Source organism: Microcystis protocystis FBCC-A270 (assembly GCF_050500235.1).
Lineage (GTDB): Bacteria > Cyanobacteriota > Cyanobacteriia > Cyanobacteriales > Microcystaceae > Microcystis > Microcystis ichthyoblabe_A.
On sequence record NZ_CP191407.1, the window covers coordinates 4,301,152 to 4,326,960 of the forward strand.

General features: G+C 42.9%; 25 protein-coding genes. 16 read left to right on the forward strand and 9 right to left on the reverse strand.

Annotated elements, in window-relative coordinates; translation table 11 throughout:
• Window positions 1-25: 25 nt before the first annotated feature.
• Window positions 26-1,330, reverse strand: a complete 1,305-nt coding sequence (gene hisD / locus ACQY1X_RS21030) for a histidinol dehydrogenase (protein ID WP_287233138.1) — start codon at window positions 1,328-1,330, stop codon at window positions 26-28.
• 66 nt (window positions 1,331-1,396) lie between these two features.
• Between hisD and ACQY1X_RS21035 the strand changes: the two genes are divergently transcribed.
• The 3 genes from ACQY1X_RS21035 to murB all read left to right on the forward strand — a co-directional run bounded on the left by ACQY1X_RS21035 (window position 1,397) and on the right by murB (window position 4,730).
• Complete coding sequence (locus ACQY1X_RS21035; protein WP_430013496.1) at window positions 1,397-2,083, forward strand: hypothetical protein; 687 nt, start codon at window positions 1,397-1,399, stop codon at window positions 2,081-2,083.
• 241 nt (window positions 2,084-2,324) lie between these two features.
• On the forward strand, window positions 2,325-3,752 hold the full coding sequence (gene murC, locus ACQY1X_RS21040; RefSeq protein WP_430013497.1) for a UDP-N-acetylmuramate--L-alanine ligase: 1,428 nt from the start codon (window positions 2,325-2,327) through the stop codon (window positions 3,750-3,752).
• A gap of 99 nt (window positions 3,753-3,851) precedes the next feature.
• A complete protein-coding gene (gene murB, locus ACQY1X_RS21045; RefSeq protein ID WP_430013498.1) occupies window positions 3,852-4,730 on the forward strand; it encodes a UDP-N-acetylmuramate dehydrogenase in 879 nt (292 codons plus the stop codon).
• 262 nt (window positions 4,731-4,992) lie between these two features.
• Here the strand turns inward: murB and ACQY1X_RS21050 are convergent, their stop codons facing one another.
• The 6 genes from ACQY1X_RS21050 to ACQY1X_RS21075 form a co-directional block, all read right to left on the reverse strand.
• Entirely contained in the window at window positions 4,993-5,385 is a 393-nt protein-coding gene (locus ACQY1X_RS21050; RefSeq protein WP_002791850.1) for a hypothetical protein, read from the reverse strand.
• The gene (locus ACQY1X_RS21055; RefSeq protein ID WP_016514527.1) at window positions 5,382-5,759 is read right to left on the reverse strand and encodes a DUF433 domain-containing protein; all 378 of its coding nucleotides are present in this window, start codon (window positions 5,757-5,759) and stop codon (window positions 5,382-5,384) included. Before ACQY1X_RS21055 ends, ACQY1X_RS21050 begins: the two co-directional genes overlap by 4 nt.
• A 464-nt stretch (window positions 5,760-6,223) precedes the next feature.
• Entirely contained in the window at window positions 6,224-6,388 is a 165-nt protein-coding gene (locus ACQY1X_RS21060) for a hypothetical protein (RefSeq protein ID WP_185237913.1), read from the reverse strand.
• Entirely contained in the window at window positions 6,385-6,843 is a 459-nt protein-coding gene (locus tag ACQY1X_RS21065; protein WP_185237914.1) for a hypothetical protein, read from the reverse strand. Before ACQY1X_RS21065 ends, ACQY1X_RS21060 begins: the two co-directional genes overlap by 4 nt.
• 147 nt (window positions 6,844-6,990) lie before the next feature.
• The gene (locus ACQY1X_RS21070) at window positions 6,991-10,575 is read right to left on the reverse strand and encodes an NACHT and WD repeat domain-containing protein (protein WP_430015106.1); all 3,585 of its coding nucleotides are present in this window, start codon (window positions 10,573-10,575) and stop codon (window positions 6,991-6,993) included.
• Window positions 10,572-11,084: a hypothetical protein gene (locus ACQY1X_RS21075; protein WP_430013500.1), complete on the reverse strand. Its 513-nt coding sequence runs from the start codon at window positions 11,082-11,084 to the stop codon at window positions 10,572-10,574. The genes ACQY1X_RS21070 and ACQY1X_RS21075 overlap by 4 nt, the downstream gene beginning before the upstream one ends.
• A gap of 742 nt (window positions 11,085-11,826) precedes the next feature.
• On the opposite strand from ACQY1X_RS21075, the gene ACQY1X_RS21080 reads away from it, so the two are divergent.
• The 9 genes from ACQY1X_RS21080 (at window position 11,827) to ACQY1X_RS21120 (ending at window position 20,149) form a co-directional block, all read left to right on the forward strand.
• Window positions 11,827-13,560 carry a peptide ABC transporter substrate-binding protein gene (locus ACQY1X_RS21080; RefSeq protein WP_430015107.1) on the forward strand — a complete coding sequence of 578 codons (1,734 nt, stop codon included), beginning with the start codon at window positions 11,827-11,829 and terminating at the stop codon, window positions 13,558-13,560.
• Window positions 13,561-14,517 carry an ABC transporter permease gene (locus ACQY1X_RS21085; protein ID WP_110545758.1) on the forward strand — a complete coding sequence of 319 codons (957 nt, stop codon included), beginning with the start codon at window positions 13,561-13,563 and terminating at the stop codon, window positions 14,515-14,517.
• A 2-nt stretch (window positions 14,518-14,519) separates the two neighbouring features.
• Window positions 14,520-14,882: a VOC family protein gene (locus ACQY1X_RS21090; RefSeq protein WP_430013502.1), complete on the forward strand. Its 363-nt coding sequence runs from the start codon at window positions 14,520-14,522 to the stop codon at window positions 14,880-14,882.
• Window positions 14,883-14,900: 18 nt separating this feature from the next.
• The gene (locus tag ACQY1X_RS21095; protein ID WP_002736734.1) at window positions 14,901-15,629 is read left to right on the forward strand and encodes a cytochrome c biogenesis protein CcdA; all 729 of its coding nucleotides are present in this window, start codon (window positions 14,901-14,903) and stop codon (window positions 15,627-15,629) included.
• Window positions 15,630-15,679: 50 nt separating this feature from the next.
• Window positions 15,680-17,023 (forward strand): cytochrome c biogenesis protein, encoded by a 1,344-nt coding sequence (locus ACQY1X_RS21100; RefSeq protein ID WP_430015108.1) that lies wholly within the window; start codon window positions 15,680-15,682, stop codon window positions 17,021-17,023.
• A gap of 104 nt (window positions 17,024-17,127) precedes the next feature.
• Window positions 17,128-17,985, forward strand: coding sequence for a DNA-formamidopyrimidine glycosylase (locus ACQY1X_RS21105; RefSeq protein WP_430015109.1), 858 nt, complete (start codon window positions 17,128-17,130; stop codon window positions 17,983-17,985).
• 33 nt (window positions 17,986-18,018) lie between these two features.
• A complete protein-coding gene (locus ACQY1X_RS21110; RefSeq protein WP_430015110.1) occupies window positions 18,019-19,074 on the forward strand; it encodes a potassium channel family protein in 1,056 nt (351 codons plus the stop codon).
• A 93-nt stretch (window positions 19,075-19,167) separates the two neighbouring features.
• A complete protein-coding gene (locus ACQY1X_RS21115) occupies window positions 19,168-19,389 on the forward strand; it encodes a DUF4278 domain-containing protein (RefSeq protein WP_016514536.1) in 222 nt (73 codons plus the stop codon).
• A gap of 298 nt (window positions 19,390-19,687) precedes the next feature.
• Window positions 19,688-20,149 (forward strand): PPC domain-containing protein, encoded by a 462-nt coding sequence (locus ACQY1X_RS21120; protein WP_002742906.1) that lies wholly within the window; start codon window positions 19,688-19,690, stop codon window positions 20,147-20,149.
• On the opposite strand, the gene cobS is transcribed toward ACQY1X_RS21120, so the two are convergent.
• A complete protein-coding gene (gene cobS, locus ACQY1X_RS21125) occupies window positions 20,146-20,904 on the reverse strand; it encodes an adenosylcobinamide-GDP ribazoletransferase (RefSeq protein ID WP_430015111.1) in 759 nt (252 codons plus the stop codon). The genes ACQY1X_RS21120 and cobS overlap by 4 nt on opposite strands.
• A gap of 529 nt (window positions 20,905-21,433) precedes the next feature.
• On the opposite strand from cobS, the gene ACQY1X_RS21130 reads away from it, so the two are divergent.
• The 4 genes from ACQY1X_RS21130 (at window position 21,434) to ACQY1X_RS21145 (ending at window position 24,437) form a co-directional block, all read left to right on the forward strand.
• Window positions 21,434-22,090 (forward strand): SnoaL-like polyketide cyclase, encoded by a 657-nt coding sequence (locus tag ACQY1X_RS21130; RefSeq protein WP_430015112.1) that lies wholly within the window; start codon window positions 21,434-21,436, stop codon window positions 22,088-22,090.
• Between the two features lie 143 nt (window positions 22,091-22,233).
• A complete protein-coding gene (locus ACQY1X_RS21135) occupies window positions 22,234-22,719 on the forward strand; it encodes a type II toxin-antitoxin system VapC family toxin (protein WP_002797897.1) in 486 nt (161 codons plus the stop codon).
• A 2-nt stretch (window positions 22,720-22,721) separates the two neighbouring features.
• Window positions 22,722-22,907: a hypothetical protein gene (locus ACQY1X_RS21140; RefSeq protein WP_002757942.1), complete on the forward strand. Its 186-nt coding sequence runs from the start codon at window positions 22,722-22,724 to the stop codon at window positions 22,905-22,907.
• Between the two features lie 342 nt (window positions 22,908-23,249).
• Window positions 23,250-24,437, forward strand: a complete 1,188-nt coding sequence (locus ACQY1X_RS21145; protein WP_430015113.1) for an RNA-guided endonuclease InsQ/TnpB family protein — start codon at window positions 23,250-23,252, stop codon at window positions 24,435-24,437.
• A gap of 460 nt (window positions 24,438-24,897) precedes the next feature.
• Here ACQY1X_RS21145 and ACQY1X_RS21150 read toward each other — a convergent pair whose 3' ends face one another.
• Window positions 24,898-25,761: a WYL domain-containing protein gene (locus ACQY1X_RS21150; RefSeq protein ID WP_430013506.1), complete on the reverse strand. Its 864-nt coding sequence runs from the start codon at window positions 25,759-25,761 to the stop codon at window positions 24,898-24,900.
• Window positions 25,762-25,809: the final 48 nt, after the last annotated feature.

Consider the following 25,809-nt stretch of genomic DNA (forward strand, 5'->3'; position numbering starts at 1 on the left):
ATTCCCCGTTTCCTATTCCCCCTATTTAGAGTAAAAATTCCCTGTGTTGAATTGCTAATTTATGGGCGGGAAAACCTTCGTACTCGGCTAAAGTTTTCGTGGTTTCTTTTAACTTTTCAAAGCCTTCGGAGGTGACATAAGCCAAAGTGGAGCGCTTGAGAAAATCATAAACCGAAACCGCCGAATAGGAACGGGCAAAACTTCCCGTCGGCAGCACAGCATTGACTCCGATGGCGTAGGTAGCCATAGAGGAAGGAGTATGATTTCCTAGGAGAATTTCGCCAGCATTTTTAATCTTGCCCAGAATGGCAAAAGGATTACTAACTAAAAGCTCTAGATGTTCCGGGGCGTACTCATTGACAAAATCGAGGGATTGCTGCAAACTATCGGTTAAAATTATGCCCCCATAGGCGGCTAAACCCGCCTCACAAAATTCCCGTCGCCAATCTGGGAGTTTTTGCAGGTATTCCTGAGCGTATTCACTAGCAGCGATCGCAACCTGTTCACAATGAGTGACTAATAAAGCCGCCGAATCCGCCCCGTGTTCCGCTTCAATTAATAAATCCAAGGCCGCTAAACGGGCATCGGTGGACTCATCGGCCAAAACTATCGACTCACTAGGACCTGCCGGCAAACCCACATCCACAGTGCCGAACAGTAACCGCTTGGCCGCCGCCCCATAGACGCTGCACGGACCGGTAATTTTGTCAACCCTTTTGATATTTTTTGTTCCCAAAGCTAAAGCAGCGATCGCTTGTACGCCCCCTAACTTATAAATTTCTCTGACTCCAGCCATGCGTGCCGCCACCAGAGACACTGGCTCCACGTTGCCCTGTTTATCGGGGGGAGTGCAAACGACAACTCTTTCCACTCCTGCCACCATTGCTGGTATAGCTAACATTAACATCATCGAGGGAAAAGCACCACGGCCCCGGGGAACGTATAAACCCACATTGGGGATAGGAGAGATTTTTTCGCCAGCAAAGACACCAGCTTCAATTTCTGCCAGTTGTATTTCTTCCGGCATTTGGCGACGATGTACCTCTTGAATATTCCGAAAAGCCTGTTCAATGGCGGTTTTTACTTCTGGTTCAATTAACTGAAAAGCCCGCTCAAATTCTGCCTCGCTGACTTTGATATTTTCTACCGTCGCACCTTCGTAGTCAAAACGCCGCACATAGTCCACAACGCCGGCATCCCCCCGTTCGCGGATGGTTTCTATCACCGTTTGAGCGACTTTTAGGGCGTTATCAATATCTAACTCGGCTCTTTTCTGAAGTTTTGCCCGTTCCGCATCACTTAATTGCGAAAGTTTTAATATTCTGACCACTATTGCTGCTCCTACTGCCCCCGTCCTCTCAAGAATAGCGGGGAATCTGAATCTTTTTTGATTATAATGCAGATCATGTTTAAGCTCTCTTGCTGTTCTGTAAATGCGATCGCTCTTAGTTTATTATGGGGGGCGAGTGGTGCTGTGTGGGCAGAAACGGATTTAGACTTAGATCCGAAAATTCGGCAAGAAAGCCCGGTTTTAGAGCGTTGGTTAGAAAAAATACCCGATATCGCCGAAGATATTCGCCGCGATCCCAGTTTTCGCACTCGTATCCGCTTGGGATATGCAGAGTTTCCTTCTAGCGATAATTCCAGTGGCCTGATTTTGGGGGTAGAAGATGTGTTTTTTGGTCAAACCAGTTTAACCCTAAGCGGCGATTATCAGACGGCTTTTAACGGCAAAAGGACGGCAATAGGAGGAAATTTACAATACTATCTCCTCCCTTTGGGTGATTATGTCAATCTGGCTCCCATGGTGGGCTATCGTTACATTCAGACAGGAAATTACAGCACCGATGGGCTTAACTTAGGATTAAAGCTCAAATTAGCCCTTTCTCGCACGGGGGCAGCAGATATCACCGTCAGTCAGAGTTTTATCTCCCCCGGTGGTGATAACGAGGTGGGATTGACTACTCTTTCGGTTGGTTATGCGATTACCCCTAATTTACGTTTAGCTGCCGATATTCAAGCCCAAAATTCCCGCGCTCGCAAAGATAGCTCCGTGGGAATTTTACTGGAATGGCTGCCCTAATTAGGTTCGTGGGGGCAGCGTGTGGGGTGTAGGGTGTAGGGTTTTACCGATTTTTGGGACGTTTGGCAAAGCTCAGTAAAAAAAAGGAATTGGGAGAAAAAATTTTAATTCTGCGTCAAGGATGTTGCAAGGTGACTGGGCAACATTTGGGAATTCTGCTCAAATGCCCCTATCATGAGGTTGACTTTACTACCGATCGAGTTTAAAACTTATATAATCGTGGGTTTGAGGAGTGAAAAAAGTGAAAAAAGTTAATTTTAACGGCCAACCTTTCCATTTTATCGGTATTGGCGGCATTGGGATGTCAGCCCTCGCTTATATCTTAGCCAAACGCAATTTACCCGTGTCTGGCTCCGATTTACGTCCTACTCATATCACCCAACGGCTACAGGGAGCGGGAGCGCAGATTTTCCACCGTCAAGAGGCAAATAATTTAGCTTTATTTCATTCTCCTGGCCTTCAAAACAGTAGCCAAACAGTTCCGCAAGTAATCTGCTCCACGGCGATTAATGACCATAACAAGGAATATCAAGCGGCCAGAGACTTAAGATACCCAATTTTTCACCGTAGCGATGTTTTAGCGGCTTTAATCGCTGATTACGACAGTATCGCCGTCGCTGGAACCCACGGAAAAACCACCACTAGCAGCTTAATCGGTTACGTTTTGTTAGAAGCGGGATTAGACCCCACGATCATTGTCGGTGGTGAGGTGGACGCGTGGGAAGGTAACGCTCGTCTTGGTCAAGGTCGTTTTTTAGTGGCAGAGGCCGATGAGTCCGATGGTTCCCTAACCAAGCACGCCCCAAAAATCGGCGTAATCACTAATATTGAGCTAGATCACCCCGATCATTACCAGAATTTAAGCGAAGTTATCGATACTTTCCGTGAATTTGCCGATCAGTGCCAGATTTTAGTCGCTTGTTTAGATTGTGACACGATCGCCGAGCATTTCCGTCCGACAATTAGTTATAGTCTCGATCCCGAAAAAGGTGCGGATTACACCGTCAGCGAGATTATCTATGAACAGGGAATGATGAAAGCTTCCGTCTGGGAAAAAGGCAGTTATCTGGGACAAATGGAGGTGAAAATCCCGGGGCAACATAATATTAGTAATGCTTTGGCAGTGGTTGCCATCGGACGTTATCTCGGTTTAGAATTTGCTGTTATTGCCGATGCGATCGCTACTTTTGCCGGGGCAAAACGCCGTTTTGAACACAAGGGAGAGGCAAACGGCATCACCTTTATCGATGATTATGCCCATCATCCTAGCGAATTGTTGGCCACGTTAGCGGCTGCAAAATTGAAGGTAGAAGGCAAACAGTACCAACGTTCGATCGCCATTTTCCAACCCCATCGCTACAGTCGCACCACTGCCTTTTTGGAGGAATTCGGCTCCGCTTTCAGTTCCGCCGATGTGGTAGTCTTAACGGATATTTATAGTGCCGGGGAAGTGAATATCGATCACGTCACCGGGCAGCAAGTGGTCGAACAGGTGAGAAAACACCATAAAAACGCCTACTATCACCCTGAATTGAGTTCTTTAGGTCAATTCCTGTTAGAAATTCTCCAACCAGGGGATCTGGCTCTGTTCCTCGGCGCCGGCAATCTCAATCAAGTTATCCCCGAAATGCTCTCTCTTTACCGCGAACAATTAGCAGTTAGAGTATAGGATTCAGTTATCAGTTATCAGTTATCAGTTATCAGTTATTATGTTTACTGATTACTGATTACTGTTCACTGAAAATGCTCCCCAACCCCCTAAAACCCTATGATTAAATCCTCTGTTTCTCTAGCTGATTTCACTTCCTACCGGGTGGGGGGAAGAGCGCAATGGTATGCCGAACCAGTTAATCTAGAGGAATTAAGAGAAGTGTTCGCTTGGTTGCGATCGCAAGATTTACTCTTGACTGTTTTGGGGGCTGGTTCAAATTTACTAATCAGCGATCGAGGTTTACCCGGACTTGTCCTCAATACTCGCCATCTGCGATCGAGTTGTTTTGATGCCGAAACTGCTACGATTACAGCAGCGGCGGGGGAACCCCTGCCAAAAATAGCTTGGAGAGCGGCAAAACGGGGCTGGAGGGGCTTAGAATGGGCGGTGGGTATCCCCGGGACGGTGGGGGGGGCTGTGGTGATGAATGCGGGCGCACATACCTCCTGTGTGGCGGATCGATTAGTGCGGGCGCTGGTATTAAATCCCGATGGTCAGTTAGAAACTTTAAGCAAAGAAGATTTAAATTATAGTTATCGCAGTTCTTCTCTGCAAGGGGATCAACGTTTAGTTGTCGAAGCCACATTTCAGTTAGAAGCTACCGATAATCACGAGGAAATAATGGCAATTACTACCCATAATTTACGCCATCGCAAAAGTACCCAACCCTATGATCGTCCTAGTTGTGGTAGTGTTTTCCGCAATCCTAAACCGCAATATGCTGGGGCTTTAATTGAGGGAATAGGATTAAAAGGTTATCAAATTGGTGGGGCGCAAGTATCAGAATTACACGCTAATTTTATCCTGAATATTGGTTCAGCAAAAGCCTCGGATATTCTGCGTTTAATTCGTCATGTGCAGGAACAAGTGTTCGATCGCTGGTCCCTCTGGTTAGAACCAGAGGTGAAAGTTTTAGGGGAATTTGACGGGATTTAACTATTTTTCTCGATAACGGTTGAACTCAGCCACGATGGGCTGGAGTGCGACGGCGGATATTTTTATAATCCTCTAGCATGGTGCGTTCCCCAAAAATCTATTGGTGGAGCAGTAGGAGCCACATTAGGGAACGCACCCTACGGCTAACGTTCCCAATCACCCGCCGCAGATAACCTTGAACTCTAACCGATAACCTTTCGTCGGTCGGAGTGCATTGGGGTTGTTATGCTGTGTCACCAACAGATATGATGCGCCAATCACCTTATGGAATAAACAACCGACCAGCCCCCATATAGTCTTGGATATCGATCACAATTTCTACAAGCCTTTCAACGCAGCGTTCTCGATAGTCAGATTCATTGACCCTATCCGGATCGCCAATCGTAATGATCGGAAATGAAGTCGGTTGATTTTCTTCACGCATTACTTGTTCCAACGAGTCTTCACCCTTCGCATTCCGGTTTGCCGTAAGTAAGAGCATCCCGTTGGTTTGGGCAAATCTCCAAACTACTCGATCATTGCTGTCTGCGGGTAAGCCAACGTCTTCAAATGTCCTCAACCGAATTAGAGCGAGATCTAATAACCCGCTAACAACAAGACTTCCAGAGATCAGAATTGCCTGCCGATTCAAGTTGTAATCAGCCAGAACAATCATTGCTTCTTCGCTTCCCGCTTTGCTCTCCGTTCCTGAAGTTTAGCTCTAACCGCTTCATAGCCTGGACGAGGAGGAGTAGCAGCGATCCGAGCAAAACGTTCGCGATTCCTCTCTTCCCAAAATTGTTTAGTTTCTGCGGCAGTCTTTAAAACCTCCTGATATTCCGCTTCCACTTCTGTTCGATGTGTTTCAATGTAGGAAAGGGCAGCATGAATCTGAGCATCTGTAAAATTGAAGGCATCACGAATAAACTTGGGTGGATACTGAGCTTTGAGATAATCCATTACGTCATACAGAGTAATACGAGTATCCGCAATTGTAAGCCCTCGCTCTGTGCGGATTATAGCTGTTTGTCCATTCGATGCCAGTGCCATAGCAGTCTTAGCTTTTAATCATTTAATTCCATAGTAGCGCACAAAAAAAGCAAGGGGAACCAACGCCCCCTAACGACTGATTCACAAAATCCTTAATCCTCAACCCAGACCTTCAAAATGTATTTCAGCCTCGTTCCTGCATCTAGCCAGTAGTGAACTCCAACATCTGGCAGTTCAGTATCATTTGTGTGAGCGTCACCCCGTCCTATGCCATCATCAAAGGGAGTAATACGGTGTTTGGAAACCTCTTTGTGGAATTCCACCCGTGTTATTCTTGCTCCAGTGCAAGGAAATTTATCGTCTCCTCGCTTGCCAAGCATACCAGATTCGTAAGTTCTCGAAACATCAACTGCTAGTCATTCAGCCATAATAAACCTCCTTTTTTGCTGTAACTTTTCCGTATATCACGCCCAAAAGCGTGTTATCCAGATTAGCCTACTGCTAGTGGAGCAGTAGGAGCCACATTAGGGAACGCACCCTACGGCTAACGGCAAAACGCAGCGGCGGCAGATAACCTCGGCATCCCCACAAGCGGCTTCTATCCGTCCGCTGCCGTGGAGTGTTAGCTTGAGATCGCTAACATTAAGTGCCAATAAATCCTGAGAAAAGTTTTGTATTATCTTATTCACATTGGACCTGGTGGAGTAAGTAGTATAGTCCAGTAAGCAATTGAAACAGTAATTCCATTAGCAATTACTAGACACCAAAAAATTTTTGCTGTCCACCTAAACTTAAAAATCCAAATTAGACTCATAACCTCAACAACTGCATTCAACAGCGCAGCCAGAATACAACTCACTATCCAAGTAACTGGATTGAATGTACCCCAGTGAAACAGGGGATGGATTGTGATAGTTGCAATTAACTCCCAGACAATACCAGACAAAGGGATGCCGACAATACCTACAACTGTAGAAACGAGGTTCATCACAAGAGTCATCAATCCTACTTTCCATATTTTTTCTTGGGTCAGCCATATTAAGCAGAGGAACTCAATCAGGAGACTAATTCCAACTATCCACCATGTGTTTATACGTTCAACCAGATACAAAGACGGCCAAATGACATTTGCGAGAATCATCATTTTTATAATTAACGGATTGGCTCAATATTAATAAATTATGCTCACAGTATAATCTTTGAACAAATTTATGGACGACCTCGAAGCTCTGTCCCAGCAGAAAATCTAGCAAGCTAACGATCCGCTTCACCCGCCGCTAGTAGCTTTCACTTACTTTGTCTGCCAGTCCGGACTATACTTCTGACAGGTTTCTCTAGCACCTCTAGCAATTTCATCCTGAGCTAAAGTTTCAGGATCGTTCAAAACGGGATGGTAGCGGAGTCTATTGCAAGCAATTTTCAGAAAGGCTTGCCAATTAGCGGGAAAGAAATGAATTTCTCCATATTTTGAGGTCAAAATATATTGACTATTGCGACTAAATGCTAAAAAGTCCACGCCACCTTCCTGCTCAAATTTACCGATAGGTTGACCATTAATATCAAAAAGCTGTAAAGGTGGTCTAGTTACGTCGCCAGGCTCTCGTTTTTTTGCTGCTGCGATTGTTCTGCCATCAGGACTAATGGCAGCAATATCGATTTGTCCATCATTGATAAATATAGTCAGTGGTTTACCTTGAAAGTCTCGAATTTCGATTTCATCCGGCTTAATAATCACTACTTTTTTAGTATTGCTACTAAGGGCAACAAATTCAACCTTTCCTATTACCTCAAACTCTCCTAACTGAGCGTTTCCTTGTTTTGCTTTAATTTGGATAAGATTTTTGAAAGAATTAAAATTGTTTTCTGTTTCGTTAAACCTCTTCGGATCGTGTTGGACTATTGCCATACTATCACCATCAGAACTATAAAAAATACTGGTATAGTCTGACAAGGATGGATTTTGGGTTTCCTCTACTTCTTGTTCGATTGCATTACCTTTTTGACGTAACTTCAACTTACGACCTGAAAAATCCCAGAACTCTAGTTGATGGTTAGGTTGCTCCTGAAAGAGAGTTGCAACATCAGTAGAAATGCTTTTCATGCTCCATAACCTGACTGTACCATCGCTACCTCCACTAACAAGATTTTTACCATCTTTACTGAGAGAAATCGCATTTACCGTGCCTTTATGCCCGACAAACGCAAATACTATGTTATGAGTCCAGGGATCGAGTAGAATTAAATTATTGCCGTCCCCCCGTTCATCGCCACCACTAACAATTTGCTTTGTATCAGGATTAATTACAACTGCACGAGCAATGTTTTGGTGTACATTCAATGCTTTTTCTTCAGTCCATGCCCCCCGCTCATCTCTAGTTAGAGTTCGGATAATTCTGCCAGAGGCATACTCTAGCATTTCGTGGACACCAATACCAATAGTGATAAAATAACTATCAAAGGCTAACGATTGAATTGATTCAGCATAACCTGGTCTTCCTTCTAACAAAGTTTGTTGAGTCTTATCGGAAAGATTTAACAATCTTAAGCCGGACACAGAATCACCTATAACTAATAGATTACCGTCATGACTAAACGCAATAGATGTGACAGATGGATAGATTGTGCCAGCATGAAAATTCGTCGCATATTTCTCTGCATATTCTAAAGTGTCAATTACCTTAGAGTCACAATAAGCTATGTTGAATAAACGAACTTTATTATCAGGGCCTGCGCTAGTCAATAAATTCTCATTTTGAGGGTTAAAGGCTAACACTGTCCTCGAATAATATTCATTACCATTGGCCTTTTCTTTCGGTTCACCTTGATAGTTACAGACAAGAGAATTATCTTGTAATTTGCGAATTTTTATATTTCCATTAATGTCGGCAATGGCTAAAAGCGTTCCATTGCGGTTGAACACAACGCTCGTAGCTTGAGTCCCTTGAAAATCATCTATAACCTGCCCATTATAATTACTGAGAGTCCAAATTCTGACTGTTCCATCTGCTCCAGCACTGGCAATCTTTTGCCCATCAGGACTCATTGCAACGGATAAAACTGCCCCTTGATGCCCTTCAAATACATTTTCTTCTCTTGCTCCCTGAACACTTGCTAGTAAACTATTTTCTGCCGAACTCAGGACATTTTTATACTCTGCTACACTTTGCCCTGTAGCATAAATTGATAGGACTGCTGCTCTAGTTGGTTCTTTGGGCAGTAAATTATTGGCTAACACAATTTTTGTTTGCAGTTGAGCCATTCGAGTCTGACGTTCAGCTTTTTGCCACTGGTAAGCAGCAGCGAGAGCAAATAAGACAGCCACTACCAAGCCACCAGAAAGCCATTGAATCGCTCGACGCTGGAGACGTACTTTTTCTTTTTGAATGCGATCGCGCTCACCTTGACTTGCATCTAAAAACTGATTAGCTTCCTGACTCAAACCGCCGAGAATCTGATTAAAGGTTTCATCTTTTCTCAGTTCTAAAGCCTGCTCTAGTCGAGAACCTGACCACAAATCTTCATGGGAATTTGTTTTCTTCCATTGTTCAACATCATCATTTAAGCGATTACGCAGAGCGATCGCCTGACGATTTTCCTTAATCCAAGTATTTAATGTTACCCAGGAAGTCAGCAAAGCTTCGTGAGCGATCTCAATCGTGCTTTCTTGGGAGTCAGTAACACGATTACTCACTAATAAGTTCTGATTGACCAACTGAGTTAAAACAGTCTGCTCTAGTGAGTCGCTAAACTCTGAACGGGTAGCACGTCGCCGCACAGGTTTCCATTCAGTTCCAGATTCTTCATCTTCGCCAATACCCACTAACTTCAGAAATATCCTCTGAGCCGCCAATTTCTCCGATTCAGACAAGGATTGGTAGATTTGCTCTACGTGCTGCTGGAGTGCGCCCCGCACCCCACCCAATTTCCGATAGTTGCTGATATTTAGCGTCCGGTCTTCAATGCCTTGGTTATGAACTTCCGTTTCCCACAACAAATTTAGCGTGTACTGCAACAAAGGCAAATATCCAGCCTGTCCTTGCACATCATCAATGATTTGCTTGACTAACCCGGTCTCAAACACTACACCATGATGGGCAGCAGGTTGTTCGATCGCCAAGCGCAATTCATCCAATTGCATTTCCGCAATCATGGGGCGATGCCGATCCGTAACTTTGATTAAATCGGGATAAGGACTGAGCCGATCCAAAAAATCTGCTCGCATCGTTGCTACAAGTTTGACCGAGCGATCGCCAGACTTGTTGAGAGCTTTCACCAGTTGCACCAAGCTCTTGATGGAGACATCTCGTTTGCTTGACTCAGTGGTAGTAAACAACTCCTCAAACTGGTCGATGAGAATGAACCAGTAATCATCTTCTTGTTTGAGCGATCGTACCAGCTGAGTTAGCGTATCTTCCTTAGCAATACGAGCAATCTGCGCTTCTGACTGTTTATACTTCCCTAACAAACTGGCATACAGGGATTCAAACGGATCTTGATCCGGAGTAAAGACCAGATTCACAAAATGGCTTCCTTGTCTCTCTGCCAGCCAAGGAATCAAACCTGCTCTAATTACTGAAGATTTGCCGCTTCCCGATGCACCTAGAAGTAATACAAAATTGGTCTGCTCCAGTTCATTCACCAATCCTGTGAGAAACTGATCCCGCCCGAAAAAGCGATCCTTATCTTCTGATTCAAACTTCTTTAGCCCTTTATAGGGGGATGTGATAATGAATTTCCGAGTCTTGACCTCTTCAACTGAGATCTGAATGATCTGTGTCTGGTTAAATGTAACGTTTTGGCTACTAACAACCGACACATCATGGATTGTCTGCTCGCGTCCACTCTCCCCTAAATTCTTAGAAAATTCATGCGTCATGGGACTACCATCCAGGCTTTAGCCACCAAACCGGCAACTTTCATCACTGGCTCTGCCAGTTCTTCTACCCCTGCTAATCCCTTTTTCAAGGCTGCAATTGCTTGATCCACCAAGCTTTTATCTGGCTGTGGCTTTTTTACTTCTTTCTGGATAGCCTCAATTTTCTCCTCTGCCACTTCCTTTATCAGAGGATTAAGATCGCTATTAATGACAACTGCCTGCTTTAATTTTTCCAGCACACTCAGTGCTTCCTTTAAATCAGTATTCTCTAGTTTTGCTTGAGTCTTACTCTGATTGATACTACTTCCCTCTGCCTGAATTTGACTCAGACCAATGTCACTACTACCTGTAATAGTTACCCCACTCATACTTTGACTCTTAGCAGGAGTTGTCGCCTCCTTGCCAACAGCAGCTAGAACACTGGGGAGTTCGCGTTGAAGTTCCAGCTTTTGTTCGGGGTTTAGAGTTTTGATAATTTCTAAAATGTCGCTAACGCTATAAGTAGGCATAGGTCAAATTACCAAAAAACGAATTGTTGACAAAATGTAAAAAAGTGATGTGATTTCTTCTCAAAAGAGTTTATGAAGGCTTGATCTGTCTGCATAACTATTGATTATACGGAAAATTTCCGTATAACACTCCTGAAAGTAATGATATGGGTCAACTTTCGGCATCTCACCCCATTTAGGCGCGATCGCCAGAACTTTTCCGTATATCACGCCCAAAAGCGTGTTAGCCAGATTAGCCTACTGCTAGTGGAGAAGTAGGAGCCACATTGGGGAACGCACCCTACGGCGATGGCTATCACACTAATTATATGCTAGACGGATTTTTTCCACACAACACCCCAAATACGGATTTTCTGGCTCTTCATTACTTGTTATGGTTCGATAGGGTGGCATAAATCGACTAAATCCCTATCTGGCAAGAGATTTAATTGATTAGTTCGCTCTAGATCAAAAACAATTGACAAAAATCGCCAAACGTTTTTCTCTATAAGGGTTCCATCCCTTATAACCCCCGTACATTGCATAACACAAACCAAAGAACCCATTTCGTCGTCGTGCCTAGAATTTTATTGTCTAGTACAGCATCGCTATCATAGCACGATCGATTTAACTTGACTAGGAATGGATAAAGGCAAATAATCAATTAATCGATCGAGATCAAGACTCAATGTCTGATAACTTGTTATTGGTGGGGTAGGAAATCACCTAAGTCACCCTGTCGAATTATTGATTGTCATTAAAAATGTTTAAGCGATCGCTTTTCTTGCCCCTGTTAATTTTATCCCTTAGTTGTACGCTGCTTTTTAGTGCTTGTCGTCAACAAACAGCTAATAATCCCCCAGCAACGACCAATAATAATTCAGAAACTTTAAAACTTTTATATTGGCAAGCACCGACGATTTTAAATCCCCATCTCTCCACGGGATTTAAAGACTCAGAAGCGAGTCGCATTACCTTAGAACCTTTGGCTAGTTTCGATGAAAAAGGGGAATTAGTTCCTTTTTTAGCGGCAGAAATTCCTACTATTGAAAATGGGGGAGTTGCCTGGGATGGTAAATCGGTGACATGGAAGCTAAAAAAAGATATTAAATGGTCGGATGGTACTCCTTTTACTGCCAAAGATGTCATCGCTACCTATAATTTTATTACCAATCCGAAAACTGGTTCGACTAGCGCCGGCAATTATGAAATAGTTAAAAGTGTGGAAGCGATCGATCCCCATACAGTTAAAATAACTTTTAAGCAAGTTAATCCCGCTTGGTCATTAGTTTTTGTGGGGACAGAAGGGATAATTTTACCCGCTCATCTCTATGAAAAATATAGCAATGAAACAGCACGCCAGTCCCCTGCTAATTTATTACCGGTGGGAACTGGCCCCTATAAAGTGGTAGAATTTAAACCGGGAGATACGGCGGTTTATGAACCAAATTCTTTCTTTCGAGAAGCGGATAAATTAGATTTTCAAAGAATAGAATTAAAAGGAGGAGGTGATGCCACTTCTGCGGCAAGAGCGGTTTTACAGACACAGGAGGCGGATTATGCCTATAATTTGCAAGTAGAGGCCAAGGTTTTAAGTGATTTAGAAAAAGCGGGTCGGGGTCAGTTAATATCTAGTTTCGGTTCTTTGATTGAACGAGTTTTATTTAATCTGAGCGATCCTAATCAAGCTACTCCTGAAGGTGAGAGGTCTAGTATTAAGTTTCCCCATCCTTTTTTGAGTGATGTGAAAGTAAGAGAAGCTTTGTCGTTAGCCGTTGATAGAGATACTATTGCCACGCAGCTTTATGGTATTACTGGGAAAACAACTCCTAATTTTATCGTGATGCCATCGGAATATAATTCGCCCAATACTAGCTATGAATTTAATCTAGAAAAGGCTAAGAAATTACTAGATGATGCGGGATGGAAAGATAGTAATGGTGATGGCACTAGGGATAAAAATGGGGTAGAAATGAAATTAGTTTTTCAAACCACTGTCAATCCTCTCCGTCAGAAAACCCAAGAAATTATCAAACAAAGTTTACAAGCGATCGGGGTAGGAGTAGAATTAAAAACTGTTGATGCCAGTATTTTCTTTTCTAGCGATCCTGCTAACGATGACACGGTAGAAAAGTTTTATGCTGACCTACAAATGTACACTACTGGTAATAATAGTCCCGATCCGAAAGCCTATTTTAAAACCTTTACCTGTAGCGAAATTCCCCAAAAAGCTGATGGTTGGGCCGGTGATAATTATGCTCGTTATTGCAATCCTGAATACGATAAATTATGGCAAGCTTTTAGTCAAGAATTAAACGCAGAAAAACGGCGAGAAATAGCGATTAAAATGAATGATATGTTAATCAATGATTTTGTGATTATTCCCCTAGTTCATCGTGCCGATGTGGTGGCAATTAGCAATAGTTTGTCGGGGTTTAAATTAACTCCCTGGGATAGAAATACTTGGAACATCAAGGACTGGAAGCGTAGTAAATAAATGCTCAAATATTTTCTGAAAAGATTATTATTTTCGATTCCCACTCTTTTAGCTATTAGTATGGTGGTTTTTGGCATTTTGGCCCTAGCACCGGGGGATCCGATGGGAGAATTTGCCGCTAATCCTGCTATTACGGAAGCGGTGCGAGAAAATATTCGCAAAAGTCTCGGATTAGATCAACCGCTTCCCGTGCGTTATGTCAAGTGGTTGTTAGCATTTCTTCAAGGAGATATGGGCTATTCTTTCACCAGTCGCAGCCCGGTTTTTACCCTCATTTGGCAGCGTTTACCCACAACTCTCTGGATTGTCGGTATTGCCTATATGTTCGGGGTTTTAATTGCTTTTCCTTTAGGCGTAATTTCAGCAGTCAAGCGCTATTCTTGGTTAGACAAAATCATCTCTACTTTTTCGCTACTTGGCTTTTCTTTACCCACTTTTGTAACGGGATTATTATTAATTATTATCTTTAGTGTGCAGTTAAACTGGCTACCATCTTTTTATAACAGTACCCTAGAAATCAGTGATTTTAATAGTTTGATCGAGCAGGTTAAACAGTCAATTATGCCCGTAACTGTATTAAGCTTATATCAAGGGGCGATGTTGATGCGTTTCGTGCGTTCTTCCGTAACTGAAGAAATTCACCAAGAGTACGTTAAAACTGCCTTAGCCAAGGGATTAACTAATTTTTCTGTCCTAACTAAGCATATAGTTCGCAATGCTTTAATCCCCGTTGTCACCCTGATTGCTCTCGATATTCCCTCAATTTTTACTGGGGCCTTAGTTACAGAACAAGTGTTTCGTGTGCCGGGTATCGGTGCTTTATTAATTGATTCTATTTCCCGCAGTGATACCCCCGTAGTGATGGCGATTACCTTTATCTATGGGATTTTAATTGTTATCTTTAACTTAATTGCCGATTTAACCTATAGTTGGCTCGATCCGCGAGTCAGATATTAACTATGAACATCATGCGATCCTTACACACGGCGATTTTAGTCACCGATCTAGAAAAAGCTGTTAACTTTTACGAAAATGTTCTAGGATTGACTAGAATTGATCGCCCTTTTCAATACGATGGGGTTTGGTATCAAGTGGGAGATTATCAAATTCATTTAATTGTCGATACCAATTATCAAAACTACCGTTCCAATCCCCAAAAATGGGGACGCAATCCTCATATTGCCTTCGCTATTGATGACGTGACGGCCATGGGTAACTATCTAGAAAGTCAAGGTTATACAATTCAAATGAGTGCCTCAGGTAGAAAGGCATTATTTGTCAGTGATCCCGATGGTAATATCCTAGAAATGAGCCAAATTTAGCCTGAAAAATTCCCCAATATGTTAGACCAATTACAGACTCAACTCTATCACCTTGAACAATACGCCGATCGCTTAGTGACTTCCCAACTAACTCACCTTAGTTTTGTCAGTATTGCCGTGATTTTTCTAGCCGGTTTACTTACCAGTCTTACCCCCTGTATGCTGTCGATGTTGCCGATTACCGTCGCTTATATCGGGGGTTACGAAAATCAAGGTCGTTTAGCGGCTTTTTGGCAGTCCACATGGTTTTCCCTGGGATTAGCTACCACCTTAGCGGGATTGGGACTAATTGCCGCTACTTTAGGGAAAGTCTATGGACAGGTGGGGATCGGTTTACCAATTATCGTCAGTGCGATCGCTATTTTGATGGGGTTAAACCTCTTGGAATTATTACCCCTGCGCTTCCCCTCCCTTGGCGCTACCGATTGGATTACCGGCGATTTTCCCCCGATTTTGCGGTCCTATCTTCTCGGTTTAACATTTGGTTTAATCGCCTCTCCATGTAGTACACCTGTCCTAGCAACTCTATTGGCATGGGTGGCAAATACGGGGGATTTAAGCTTAGGAGGGGGATTATTGTTATCCTACACTGCCGGCTATGTTTTACCGCTAATTATCGTCGGTTCTTTTACTGCCTCGCTGAAAAGCTTTCTTTCCCTACGTCAATGGTCCGGGTGGATTAATCCTGTCAGTGGGGTTTTATTAATCGGTTTTGGAGTTTTTTCTTTATTATCCCGTCTGCTGTGATGGTGGAGAGTTATGATAGATAATTGGCTAGAATTGTAAAACTTTTAACTATGACTATATCGGAAACTTCCTCAAATTTAAAGAATACACCGCCTCAATGGGGACGTAAATTTATCCAGACTATTGCCGATCTGCGATTGGCAATTATCCTCTTACTTTTAATCGCTATTTTTAGCATTTCTGGGACGGTAATAGAACAGGGACAATCTCTATCTTTCTACCAAGTTAATTATCCTGAGAAACCCGCTTTATTTGGCTTTCTGACTTGGAAAGTTTTATTACTATTGGGATTAAATCATGTTTATAGCACTTGGTGGTATCTATCATTATTAATTCTCTTTGGTTCCAGTTTAACCGCTTGTACCTTCCGACGACAATTACCCGCTTTAAAGGCGGCCAGAAACTGGCAATTTTATCAACAATCTCGCCAATTTCAAAAACTGGCTTTAAGTGCCGAATTAGAAACTGGTTCCCTAGAATCCCTCACCCCCCTATTAGAAAAAAAAGGCTACAAAGTTTTTCTAGAAAATAACAGTCTTTATGCTCGTAAAGGTCTGATCGGTAAAATCGGTCCGATTATCGTTCATGCAGCCATGTTAATTATTTTAGCAGGGTCGATCTGGGGAGCGTTAACGGGGTTTTTCGCTCAAGAAATGGTAGCTAGTGGCGATAGTTTTCAGGTTAAAAATATTATTGAAGCTGGACCCTTATCTAAAAATTCTCTCCCTAAGGATTGGGGGATTAAAGTTAATCGTTTTTGGATTGATTATAGTCCTAAAGGTGATATAGAACAATTTTATTCTGATTTGTCGGTGATCGATAATCAAGGACAGGAGATCGATCGCAAAACTATTCAAGTTAACCAACCTTTGCACCATAAAGGGGTGACTTTTTATCAAACCAGTTGGGGAATTGCTGGGGTAAAAGTACAGGTGAATAATAGTCCGATCCTACAGCTACCGATGGCTAGTTTAGACACCAAAGGTAATGGACAAATCTGGGGAACGTGGATTCCGACTAAAACCGATCTTAGTGAGGGAGTTTCTCTTTTAACCAGAGATTTACAAGGTACGGTAATCGTCTATGATGCTAAGGGAGATTTAACCTCTGCGGTACGAGAAGGAATGACGATTCCTATCAATGGAGTTAATCTAAAAATAGTCGAATTAGTGGGCAGTACAGGTTTACAAATTAAGGCAGATCCGGGAGTACCGATTGTCTATTTAGGTTTTGGTTTATTGATGATGGGAGTGGTAATGAGTTACTTTTCCCATTCGCAAATTTGGGCTTTACAATCGGGCGATCGCTTTTATATTGGTGGTAAAACTAATCGCGCTCAAGTCAGTTTTGAACGGGAAATAATTGATACTATCGAAATGTTAAAGTTAAAGTAGAATTGATGTTAATTTGGTGTCGTTTCCCGATGAAAAGTTCTGTTTATCTATCTTTTGCCTTTTGCCTACCCTAACCAAGAACTTAATTTTGTTCAATTACTTATATGCCAGAATTGCCAGAAGTAGAAACGGTGCGTCGCGGGTTAAATCAAGTTACCCAGGGCAAAAAAATTATCGGTGGGGAAGTATTATTACAGCGTACCCTAGCCTATCCTAATTGCGAGGTAACTTTTCTGCAAGGAATTGCTCAGACTACGATTACCAATTGGCAGCGCCGAGGCAAATATCTCCTCGCCAATTTAGATAATGGTAGCAGTATCGGGGTTCATCTGCGTATGACCGGACAATTGCTCTGGGTAAAAGATACCACTCCCCTGCCGATTCATACGCGCTTACGCTTCTTTTTTGCCAATCAGCAAGAATTGCGCTTCGTCGATACCCGCACTTTCGGGAAAATTTGGTGGATTGCCGCCGATAAAACCCCAGAAAGCGTGATTACTGCTCTCAAAAAACTGGGACTAGAACCCTTTGATCGCAATTTTACCCCCGATTACCTCTATAGTCACTGTCAAAAAAGTCGTCGTCCGATTAAAACTTTTCTCCTCGATCAAAATGTGGTGGCAGGAATTGGTAATATCTACGCGGATGAAGTTCTTTTTAAAAGTGGTATCCATCCCCAAACTGCCGCTAATCTCTTAAAAATTGAGCAAATAGACTTATTGACAAAAAACATTATTTCTGTACTGGAAACAGCGATCGCTGAAGGCGGCACCAGTTTTAGCGATTTTCTCCACGTTACGGGAGTTAATGGCAATTATGGGGCGATGGCCTGGGTTTATGGTCGTACTGGCGAAAATTGTCGCCTTTGCGGTGCAACTATTGCCAGAATTAAATTAAGTGGACGCTCCTCTCATTTTTGTCCCCAATGTCAAGTCTCAACAGTAATCAGTAAACAGTTGTAAGCTGATAGCTAGATGGTCAGGTCACGGAAATCGATGCAAAGTTCACTGAAAAGGATTATCATCGGTGCGAGTTTTTTTCTCGCTACGGTAGTCGGAGCAACTATCGGTTATATGGCCTACGGTTGGAGTTTTCTAGATGCCGTTTATATGGTGATTATCACCATATTTGGGGTAGGTTTCGGGGAAGTTAAACCGATTAACACTCCCAGTCTGAGAGCTTTTACCATGTTAGTTATCATCTGTGGGACTACCTCGGCCGTTTATGTGGTGGGAGGGTTTTTTCAGATGCTCACCGAGGGAGAAATTAACAAAGCCTTTAGCGATCGCCGGATGAATAAAGAGATGGAATGCTTAGAAAATCACGTCATAATCTGTGGTTTTGGGCGCATAGGACGCATCCTAACGACTAAATTGGCAAAAACAGCCCAATCCTTTATTATCGTCGATAATAACCCCGATCGCATTAGATTAGCTCAGGAAAAAGGTTACATAACTCTTAATGGTAACGCCACCGATGAAAGTATTCTCCAGAAAGCCGGCATCGACAAAGCGCGAGTTTTAGCGACTGTGTTACCCGATGATGCCTTAAATGTCTTTATCACTTTAACCGCAAGAGAACTCAGTCCGCAACTATACATCATCGCTAGAGGAGAATATCCCAGCACTGAGAAAAAATTAAAATTAGCTGGAGCCGATCAAGTGGTTTTACCTGCTACCATTGGAGCAGAGAGAATAGCCCATTTAATCACCCATCCGGCCGCGATTGATTTTTTACAGGAAGATGAAGGTAGGCGCAATCTTAACGAATTATTAGCCGATATCGACCTACAATTTGAAGAATACTCGATTTTAAGCAATTCTCCTTTTTTGGGACAACCCATCAGTCAGATGGAAGTGCGGGGACAGGGTGCTTTTATTATCGTTGCTGTGCGTCAATTTGATGGTGGTGTCATCGCCCATCCCGACAATTCCACCATTCTACAGCAAGGCGATACGGTCATTTTATTAGGTCATCGGGGCGATGTTCCTAATTTTGCCCGTCGTTATGCTCTGCGTCGAGAAATGCGCTATCGTGGGTCTTCTTGGTAGGATATTTACCTACAAAAAAGTTGAGATTTTCTGGAATTAATTTCGCTACCGATGGAGATAAAACTAACTCACTAATTATCTCCAGGGACAGCTATGAAATTAACCTATCGCGGCATTCCTTACGAGAAAAACCCCACTGCCACCGTTGTTTCCAGTCCGATGATTTTAGGCTATCGTGGTGTTCCCTATTTAAAAAACCTTGGTGTCGTTCAAACCATTCAGAAACAGGTAGCCGTTACCTATCGCGGTCAAGCCTATTATATCACTCAATCTTTAGCTTCTTTGCCCATGGAAAGACCCTCTTTAAGTTTTTAACTTCTAGTTCTTTTTTCAATCAATCTCTTTTAAAGATTGTCAATTAATGATTTTATCAATTACCTTAAACGGGTTGTATCTCCCCTCTTGCTCCCTCGCTCCAAGGCGGATTTTTTACTCGTTTTTGCCAACAAGAAATAAGTACCTAAGCAAAATTAATTACACATATTTTTCCCTTCCGCAGTTCCGCAGTTCCAGCGTTCCCCCGAAAGGGGGTGTGAATTTAATTTTGTCGAACTGCTGATAGTTATCAGTTTTTTGTAGAATAGGGAGATTGAGAAAACGAATACCTGCCCCTATGACAAGATTCCCTTTGACTGGTCGCTATTCTGGTTTATGCGTCTTGCTCACTTTATTCTGGTTAAGCGGTCAATCTTTACCGGTGCGAGCAGAAAAAATCTATAGTCCCGTCCCCCTCATCCTCAATAAAGAAATTAACGATACTCTCACCGACAAAGATATTCCCACGGGTGAGGGGGGGTTTGCCAGAGATTATACCGTAGATTTGGAAAAGGACGATCAGGTGGCCATCGATCTGAAATCGGAAAACTTTGATGGAGTTTTAATTCTCCTGGCCGACGATGGTTCCACTGTAGCGGAAAATGATGATGGTCCCGATGGTGGCACTAATGCTCTCCTTTTTGCACGGATTACCGAGTCGGGTAAATATATTATTCGGGTGAGAGCTTTCGGAGAAACCGGTGGGGGAAAATTTACCCTGAAATTAACCCGTTTACGGGCTGTGGAGGGCAAAAATTAGCTAATTATTGTCAAAAAAACCAAGAATAGAGCCTCTGTCCACTCTACCACCGCACCGTAGGTATCGCCAGTGTGACCGCGAAGACGACGATATAACCAGTAACCAGTAAGCAGAGCGAGGGCGATTCCAGCACTAATGGCGATTATTCCCCAGCTTAGACCACCAAATAGGGCGATTAACCCCAAAATTACTCCCCCACAGTCCCAGGGCAGACAAAAAGCCACTTTATGAAAGGCTCCCTTGCCGGTGGGTTTGAGGTAGGGATAAAGAGCGATCGCCATTACTTGCCCCCAACGTCCCCAAATTGGCGCTAAAATTAGAGCTAAGGCTCGATTATCGCTTAAATCCGTCAAAGCGGCGATTTTTAACAGCAAAACCATAGTCACGGCCATGACTCCAAAGGCCCCGGTAACACTATCGGCCATAACCGCTAAACGACGCTGGGGGTCGGTGACAGCTAAACCATCGGCCGTGTCACTAACTCCATCAAGGTGTAGTCCTCCCGTCAGATAAACCCAAACCCCCACAAGGACAACCGCACGAGTCAGGGGTGGCATTCCCAGACCAGCTAGAGTTATATCGAGCAAAACCAGAATTAAACCCAAAAATAAGCCCACTAAGGGAATCCATCGGGCAATTCTACCAAAATCCGGCCAGGCAATCGGAACCGGAATAATCGTGTAAAAAGCGATCGCACCTAAAAATGAGCGAATTTCTTGACAAATGAAGTTAAATATGGTAATCAATCCCCCCAATTCGCTCCCGGTATGTCATCGTTTCTCATAAAGATGAAGTATAACCTAATTTTGTATCGGCCACCCTGTGGGATTTTCAAAACATCTGAGAACACCTATAATAATTCGGTATAATACGGTTACTTGTAATTTTATAGGAAGAGTTCTTGCGATCGCTCTATAGGAGAGTAATATGCGGAAAGATTTCTTAAAAAAATGTGTATTTAGCGTGATATGTCGAAAGTTTCCGTATAATCCATAGTTAGGCCAAACAGTGAAGTCCGTCAAGGTTGCCTGTTTCAATTAGAGATTAGGTGATCGCAAAATGGTTCGCTTCCTTGTTCAGTCCACAGGGGTTATTCGCGATCATGGAAATTAAGAATAGTTAAGTGATCGGGCATAACACACCATTGGAGCGGACAATATTAATGGGTTTTTGTTGGGGGGGAAATACGATCATTTACCGCTCAATTAAACCTTTGGGTAAACACGAGGTATTCGTTTTTTAGGTAAGTTTCAGCAATTTTAAAGATCACAGAAGGAGTTAAATATGTCAGCAGAGAATATTCCTATTCAAATACAAGATAGAGATAATGTACTTGTGGCTGATGAAGGCATAGAATGGCGTTATGGAAAACGCCCTGATTATTCAGGAACGAATAAAACATTAAGGGCGCAAAGCGAAAAACACCATCCAACTGGCTCATTAGAATCTATTGCACAAAATTTAGTAAGAACATTTGAAATGGAAGCCACTTATAAGCTAAATCCAAATCAATGGACATCGGTGGATATACATCAATTTAGAATGCGTACTAACCACGGTCCGGAATATACGGTACAAGACATTATAGAACGCGGAACTTATAATTTATTTTTAGGCGAAACACCGGTTTATAGTTCAAAAGCAGAAGATTTTGAATCAGGTGCAGCAAGTTTTATGAATGCTTTTAAAACTGGCTTTGTTTGGGAAGTTATTGAAGCTTATAGCGGTCCGCCAAGAGTTATTTTTAAATGGAGGCATTGGGGAACACATCAAGGAGAATTTAAAGGTCACGCGCCTACCAACAAACTAATTGAGGTATATGGCATTACAATTGCTGATGTAAATGCAGATTTAAAACTGACTTATGTCGAACATTTTTTTGATAATAGCCAATTTTTAGAAAAATTGGTTTCTGGCGGAAAGTGTCCAATGCACGGTTAGGAGAGGATAACTAAGTGCGGTGGCGAAGGCACTACGTGGCAGTACGCTGATCCTGTCGGTTGGGTTGGCGGCTGTTACCCAACACCCTCAAAACCAAGATTAAATAAGGTAGGATAGAGAGCGAAAAGATATTCTAGATTGCCGTGAATGGAAGCGTCTATATTGAAACAAGTATTTTTGGGCATTTAACCGCCAGACCCACTGACAATCTGATCGTTGCTGCTAATATCAAGATCACCCAGGATTGGTGGAACGAACATAGTAGCTCATTTACGCTTTACGCATCAGAGATCGTTGAAGATGAGGCAGCTAAGGGAGATCCGATAATCGCCGCTCAACGGTTAAACTTGTTACAATCCCTAATGCTTCTCGAACTTACAGAAGATGCGTTTGAACTTTCGCAAGCATTTCTGACTCAAAGCAATCTGCCCCTAAAGGCATCTAACGACGCTTTACATATGGCATTAGCAACCGTCTATAACTTAGATTATTTGCTAACATGGAACTGCAAGCACATGGCAAATGCCCAAATTCAGCGTAAGCTGGCTCAGATTAGTTCTGATCTCGGATATATATTGCCAGTTATTTGCACTCCTTATGAGCTTATTGGATATAACCTAGAGGTTTAGTCATGTATAAAAATGAAATTCTCGATGAAATTCACAAGTATAGAGAAGAATACGCTCAATCGTTTCAATATGACTTAAGAGCTATTTTTAATGACTTAAAGCAGAAGCAACTGGCTCATAAAGATAGATTAGTTAGGTTGCCAATTAAGCGAGCGTCTAACAAATCACTGCACCCGACCGCCGGCTAAAGCATTCAATGGAACCGCTAAATCTATAGTGCGATGGCGAAGGCACTGCGCAGCAGTACGCTGATCCTGTCGGTTGGGTTGACAGACATTGGCATCTGGTAAGTTTAGGGATGGAATTAGATCTTTATAACCCTGAACGAGACAGTCACGTACATTACTGTTCATCAGAGCTTTTGTGCGGTGAAGACGCTCCTCCGTGAGCTCAGGTCTATTCTTCAAAAGATTCCGAATCCACTCATCATGAATTTCATCGAAAATTTGGGTCTGAAACCCCGTCGTTCTACGACGGCTTTACTGTTAAATATGAGCATCGTTTACGAAATATATGCTAAAATGTGAGATATGGAAAAAGCCTATTCTTACCGATTTTACCCCACACCAGAACAAGAGTCGCTATTGCGGCGCACATTGGGCTGTGTAAGATTGGTTTACAACAAAGCTCTCCACGAACGAACACAAGCTTGGTATGAAAGACAAGAAAGAGTAGGATATACTGAAACTTCTTCAATGCTAACCGACTGGAAAAAGCAAGAAGAATTAGAGTTTTTAAACGAAGTTAGCTGTGTACCTTTACAACAAGGGTTAAGACACCTACAAACAGCTTTTACTAACTTCTTTGCTGGTCGTACTAAGTATCCCACCTTTAAGAAAAAACATCAGGGAGGAAGTGCCGAATTTACCAAATCTGCTTTTAAATTTAAAGACAAACAAATCTATTTAGCCAAATGCACAGAACCTTTACCTATTCGATGGTCAAGACAAATACCAGAAAGCTGTGACCCAAGTACAGTAACAGTCAGGCTACATCCCTCTGGACGTTGGCATATTTCAATAAGATTTGATGACCCAACAATTAAGCCATTACCAGTAACAGATAAAGCCATCGGAATTGACTTAGGAATTAGTAGCCTTGTGATTACCAGCGATGGCGGCAAAGTATCTAATCCTAAGCATTTTAAGAAACATTATCAGAGGTTGCGAAAGGCACAAAAAAGCCTTTCTAGAAAACAGAAAGGCTCAAAAAATCGGGAAAAAGCGAGAATCGAAGTAGCAAGGATTCACGCCCAAATTACTGATAACAGAAAAGACCATTTACATAAGCTAACCACTCAATTAGTTCGGGAAAACCAAACGATTGTGGTTGAGAATTTAGCCGTCAAGAATATGGTCAAAAACCCGAAATTATCTCAGGCAATATCTGACGTTAGTTGGGGAGAAATCACTCGTCAATTAGCCTATAAATGCCTTTGGTATGGGAGAAATTACATCGAAATAGATAGATGGTTTCCTAGCTCTAAAAGGTGTAGTAATTGCGGGTATATTGCTGAGAAAATGCCGTTAAATGTTCGAGAATGGGATTGTCCAGACTGTGGGACACACCATGACCGAGATATTAACGCCAGTAAAAATATTTTGGCCGCAGGGCTTGCGGTGTCAGTCTGTAGAGCGACCATAAGACCAGAACAGAGTAAATCTGTTAAGGCAGGTGCGAAAAATCCTTCGGGAAAGAAGCAGAAACCCAAATCGTGAGGTTTGGGAATCGCCGTCCGTTTTACGGCGGCGAGGATGTCAAACTGTTGATTGAACTCTTGTCCAGAGTTACTACGGCCTAGTGTACCCCACATACGAAATAAATCCAACAAACGCAACAAACGAAAAATATGTTTTTGTCACAACTTGCTCACCAGTTCGGAATCAAGTGTGATGGCGAAGGCACTGGGTAGCAGTACGCTGATCTTGTCGGTTGGGTTGGTGGCTGTTACCCAACACCCTCAAAACCAAGATTAAATGCAGTAGGATAGACGTTGGATAGATTTTCTAGATGGCGTTGTCAAATTGAAAGATGCTCCGAATCAGCACCGGAAATGAAATTACTTTGATAACAAGGATTGCATGGCATCTTTCCTATTCTGATCTGACAACGCCCACTTTCTTATATTTTAAACAGCATTTAGTATCGTATCTTGATTCAGCAGGGACGAAAATCTTTTCAGGACTCGTAGCGTCGATAAAGCCGCTGCACCTTGTCAGAGAAACGCTTGCGGACTTTTTCCGGGGAGATCAACAAGCAATCTTCCCCGTAGGGGAGAATCTCGCGGAAAAACCAGAAGCTACTCGTTATCTGTCGGGTAATCTGCCGGATGGGGGGATCGTTCGAGATCAATTCGTCGGCGATATCGATAGCGCTTTTAGTCCGGTACGATCGAGCTAATCCATCGAACAGGTGAAACTCGGCCGACACACTATCAAGCTGATTGCGCCATTTGGCCCTAGGGATCGGGGTAATTAAGGAATCGTTGGGGATTCGATCGATCCTTAAACTCCAATTATGGTGTAGTTCGGAAATATCTTGATTTCCCTCGGTTTCCTCGCACCAACAATCGAGATATAAGCGATCCTCGTGACGATTGATAGCGGCATGGTAAAGATGGAATTCCCAGATTCGATCGCCGGCATCCTGATAGGATAACTGAAACGGTTGTTGTCGGAGAATGCAGCGATCGAGTTCTAACCGCCATGGCGGGGGAGGATTATCGAGGCTACGTTCTAGCTCTTTCCGTAAGGGTCCCGACAGTTCGCTCCGTTCTAATAGTAGTTTAGTTAGTTCTAGGGCGATGGGGATTTGTCCAGCATCGATGAGAAAATCGATCGCCTGTTGGAGCATCTGCAAGCGCTCGGGCTTCCAGTCGTGATTAGGAGCGATTTTAAGCTTATTACGGGCAATTTCTTTGATTAACTTCGATATATTCGGTTTATCTCCCCAAAATAGCCCGAATTCACTGGCAAGGATTTCTAGGGCCTGTTTTTCTTTTTCACTGACCGATAAAGTGATCGATTGTCCTATCCGGCTCATAGTTTATAAGTGTACGGACACTTTTTCTGTTAAGGTACTTGTCCATCC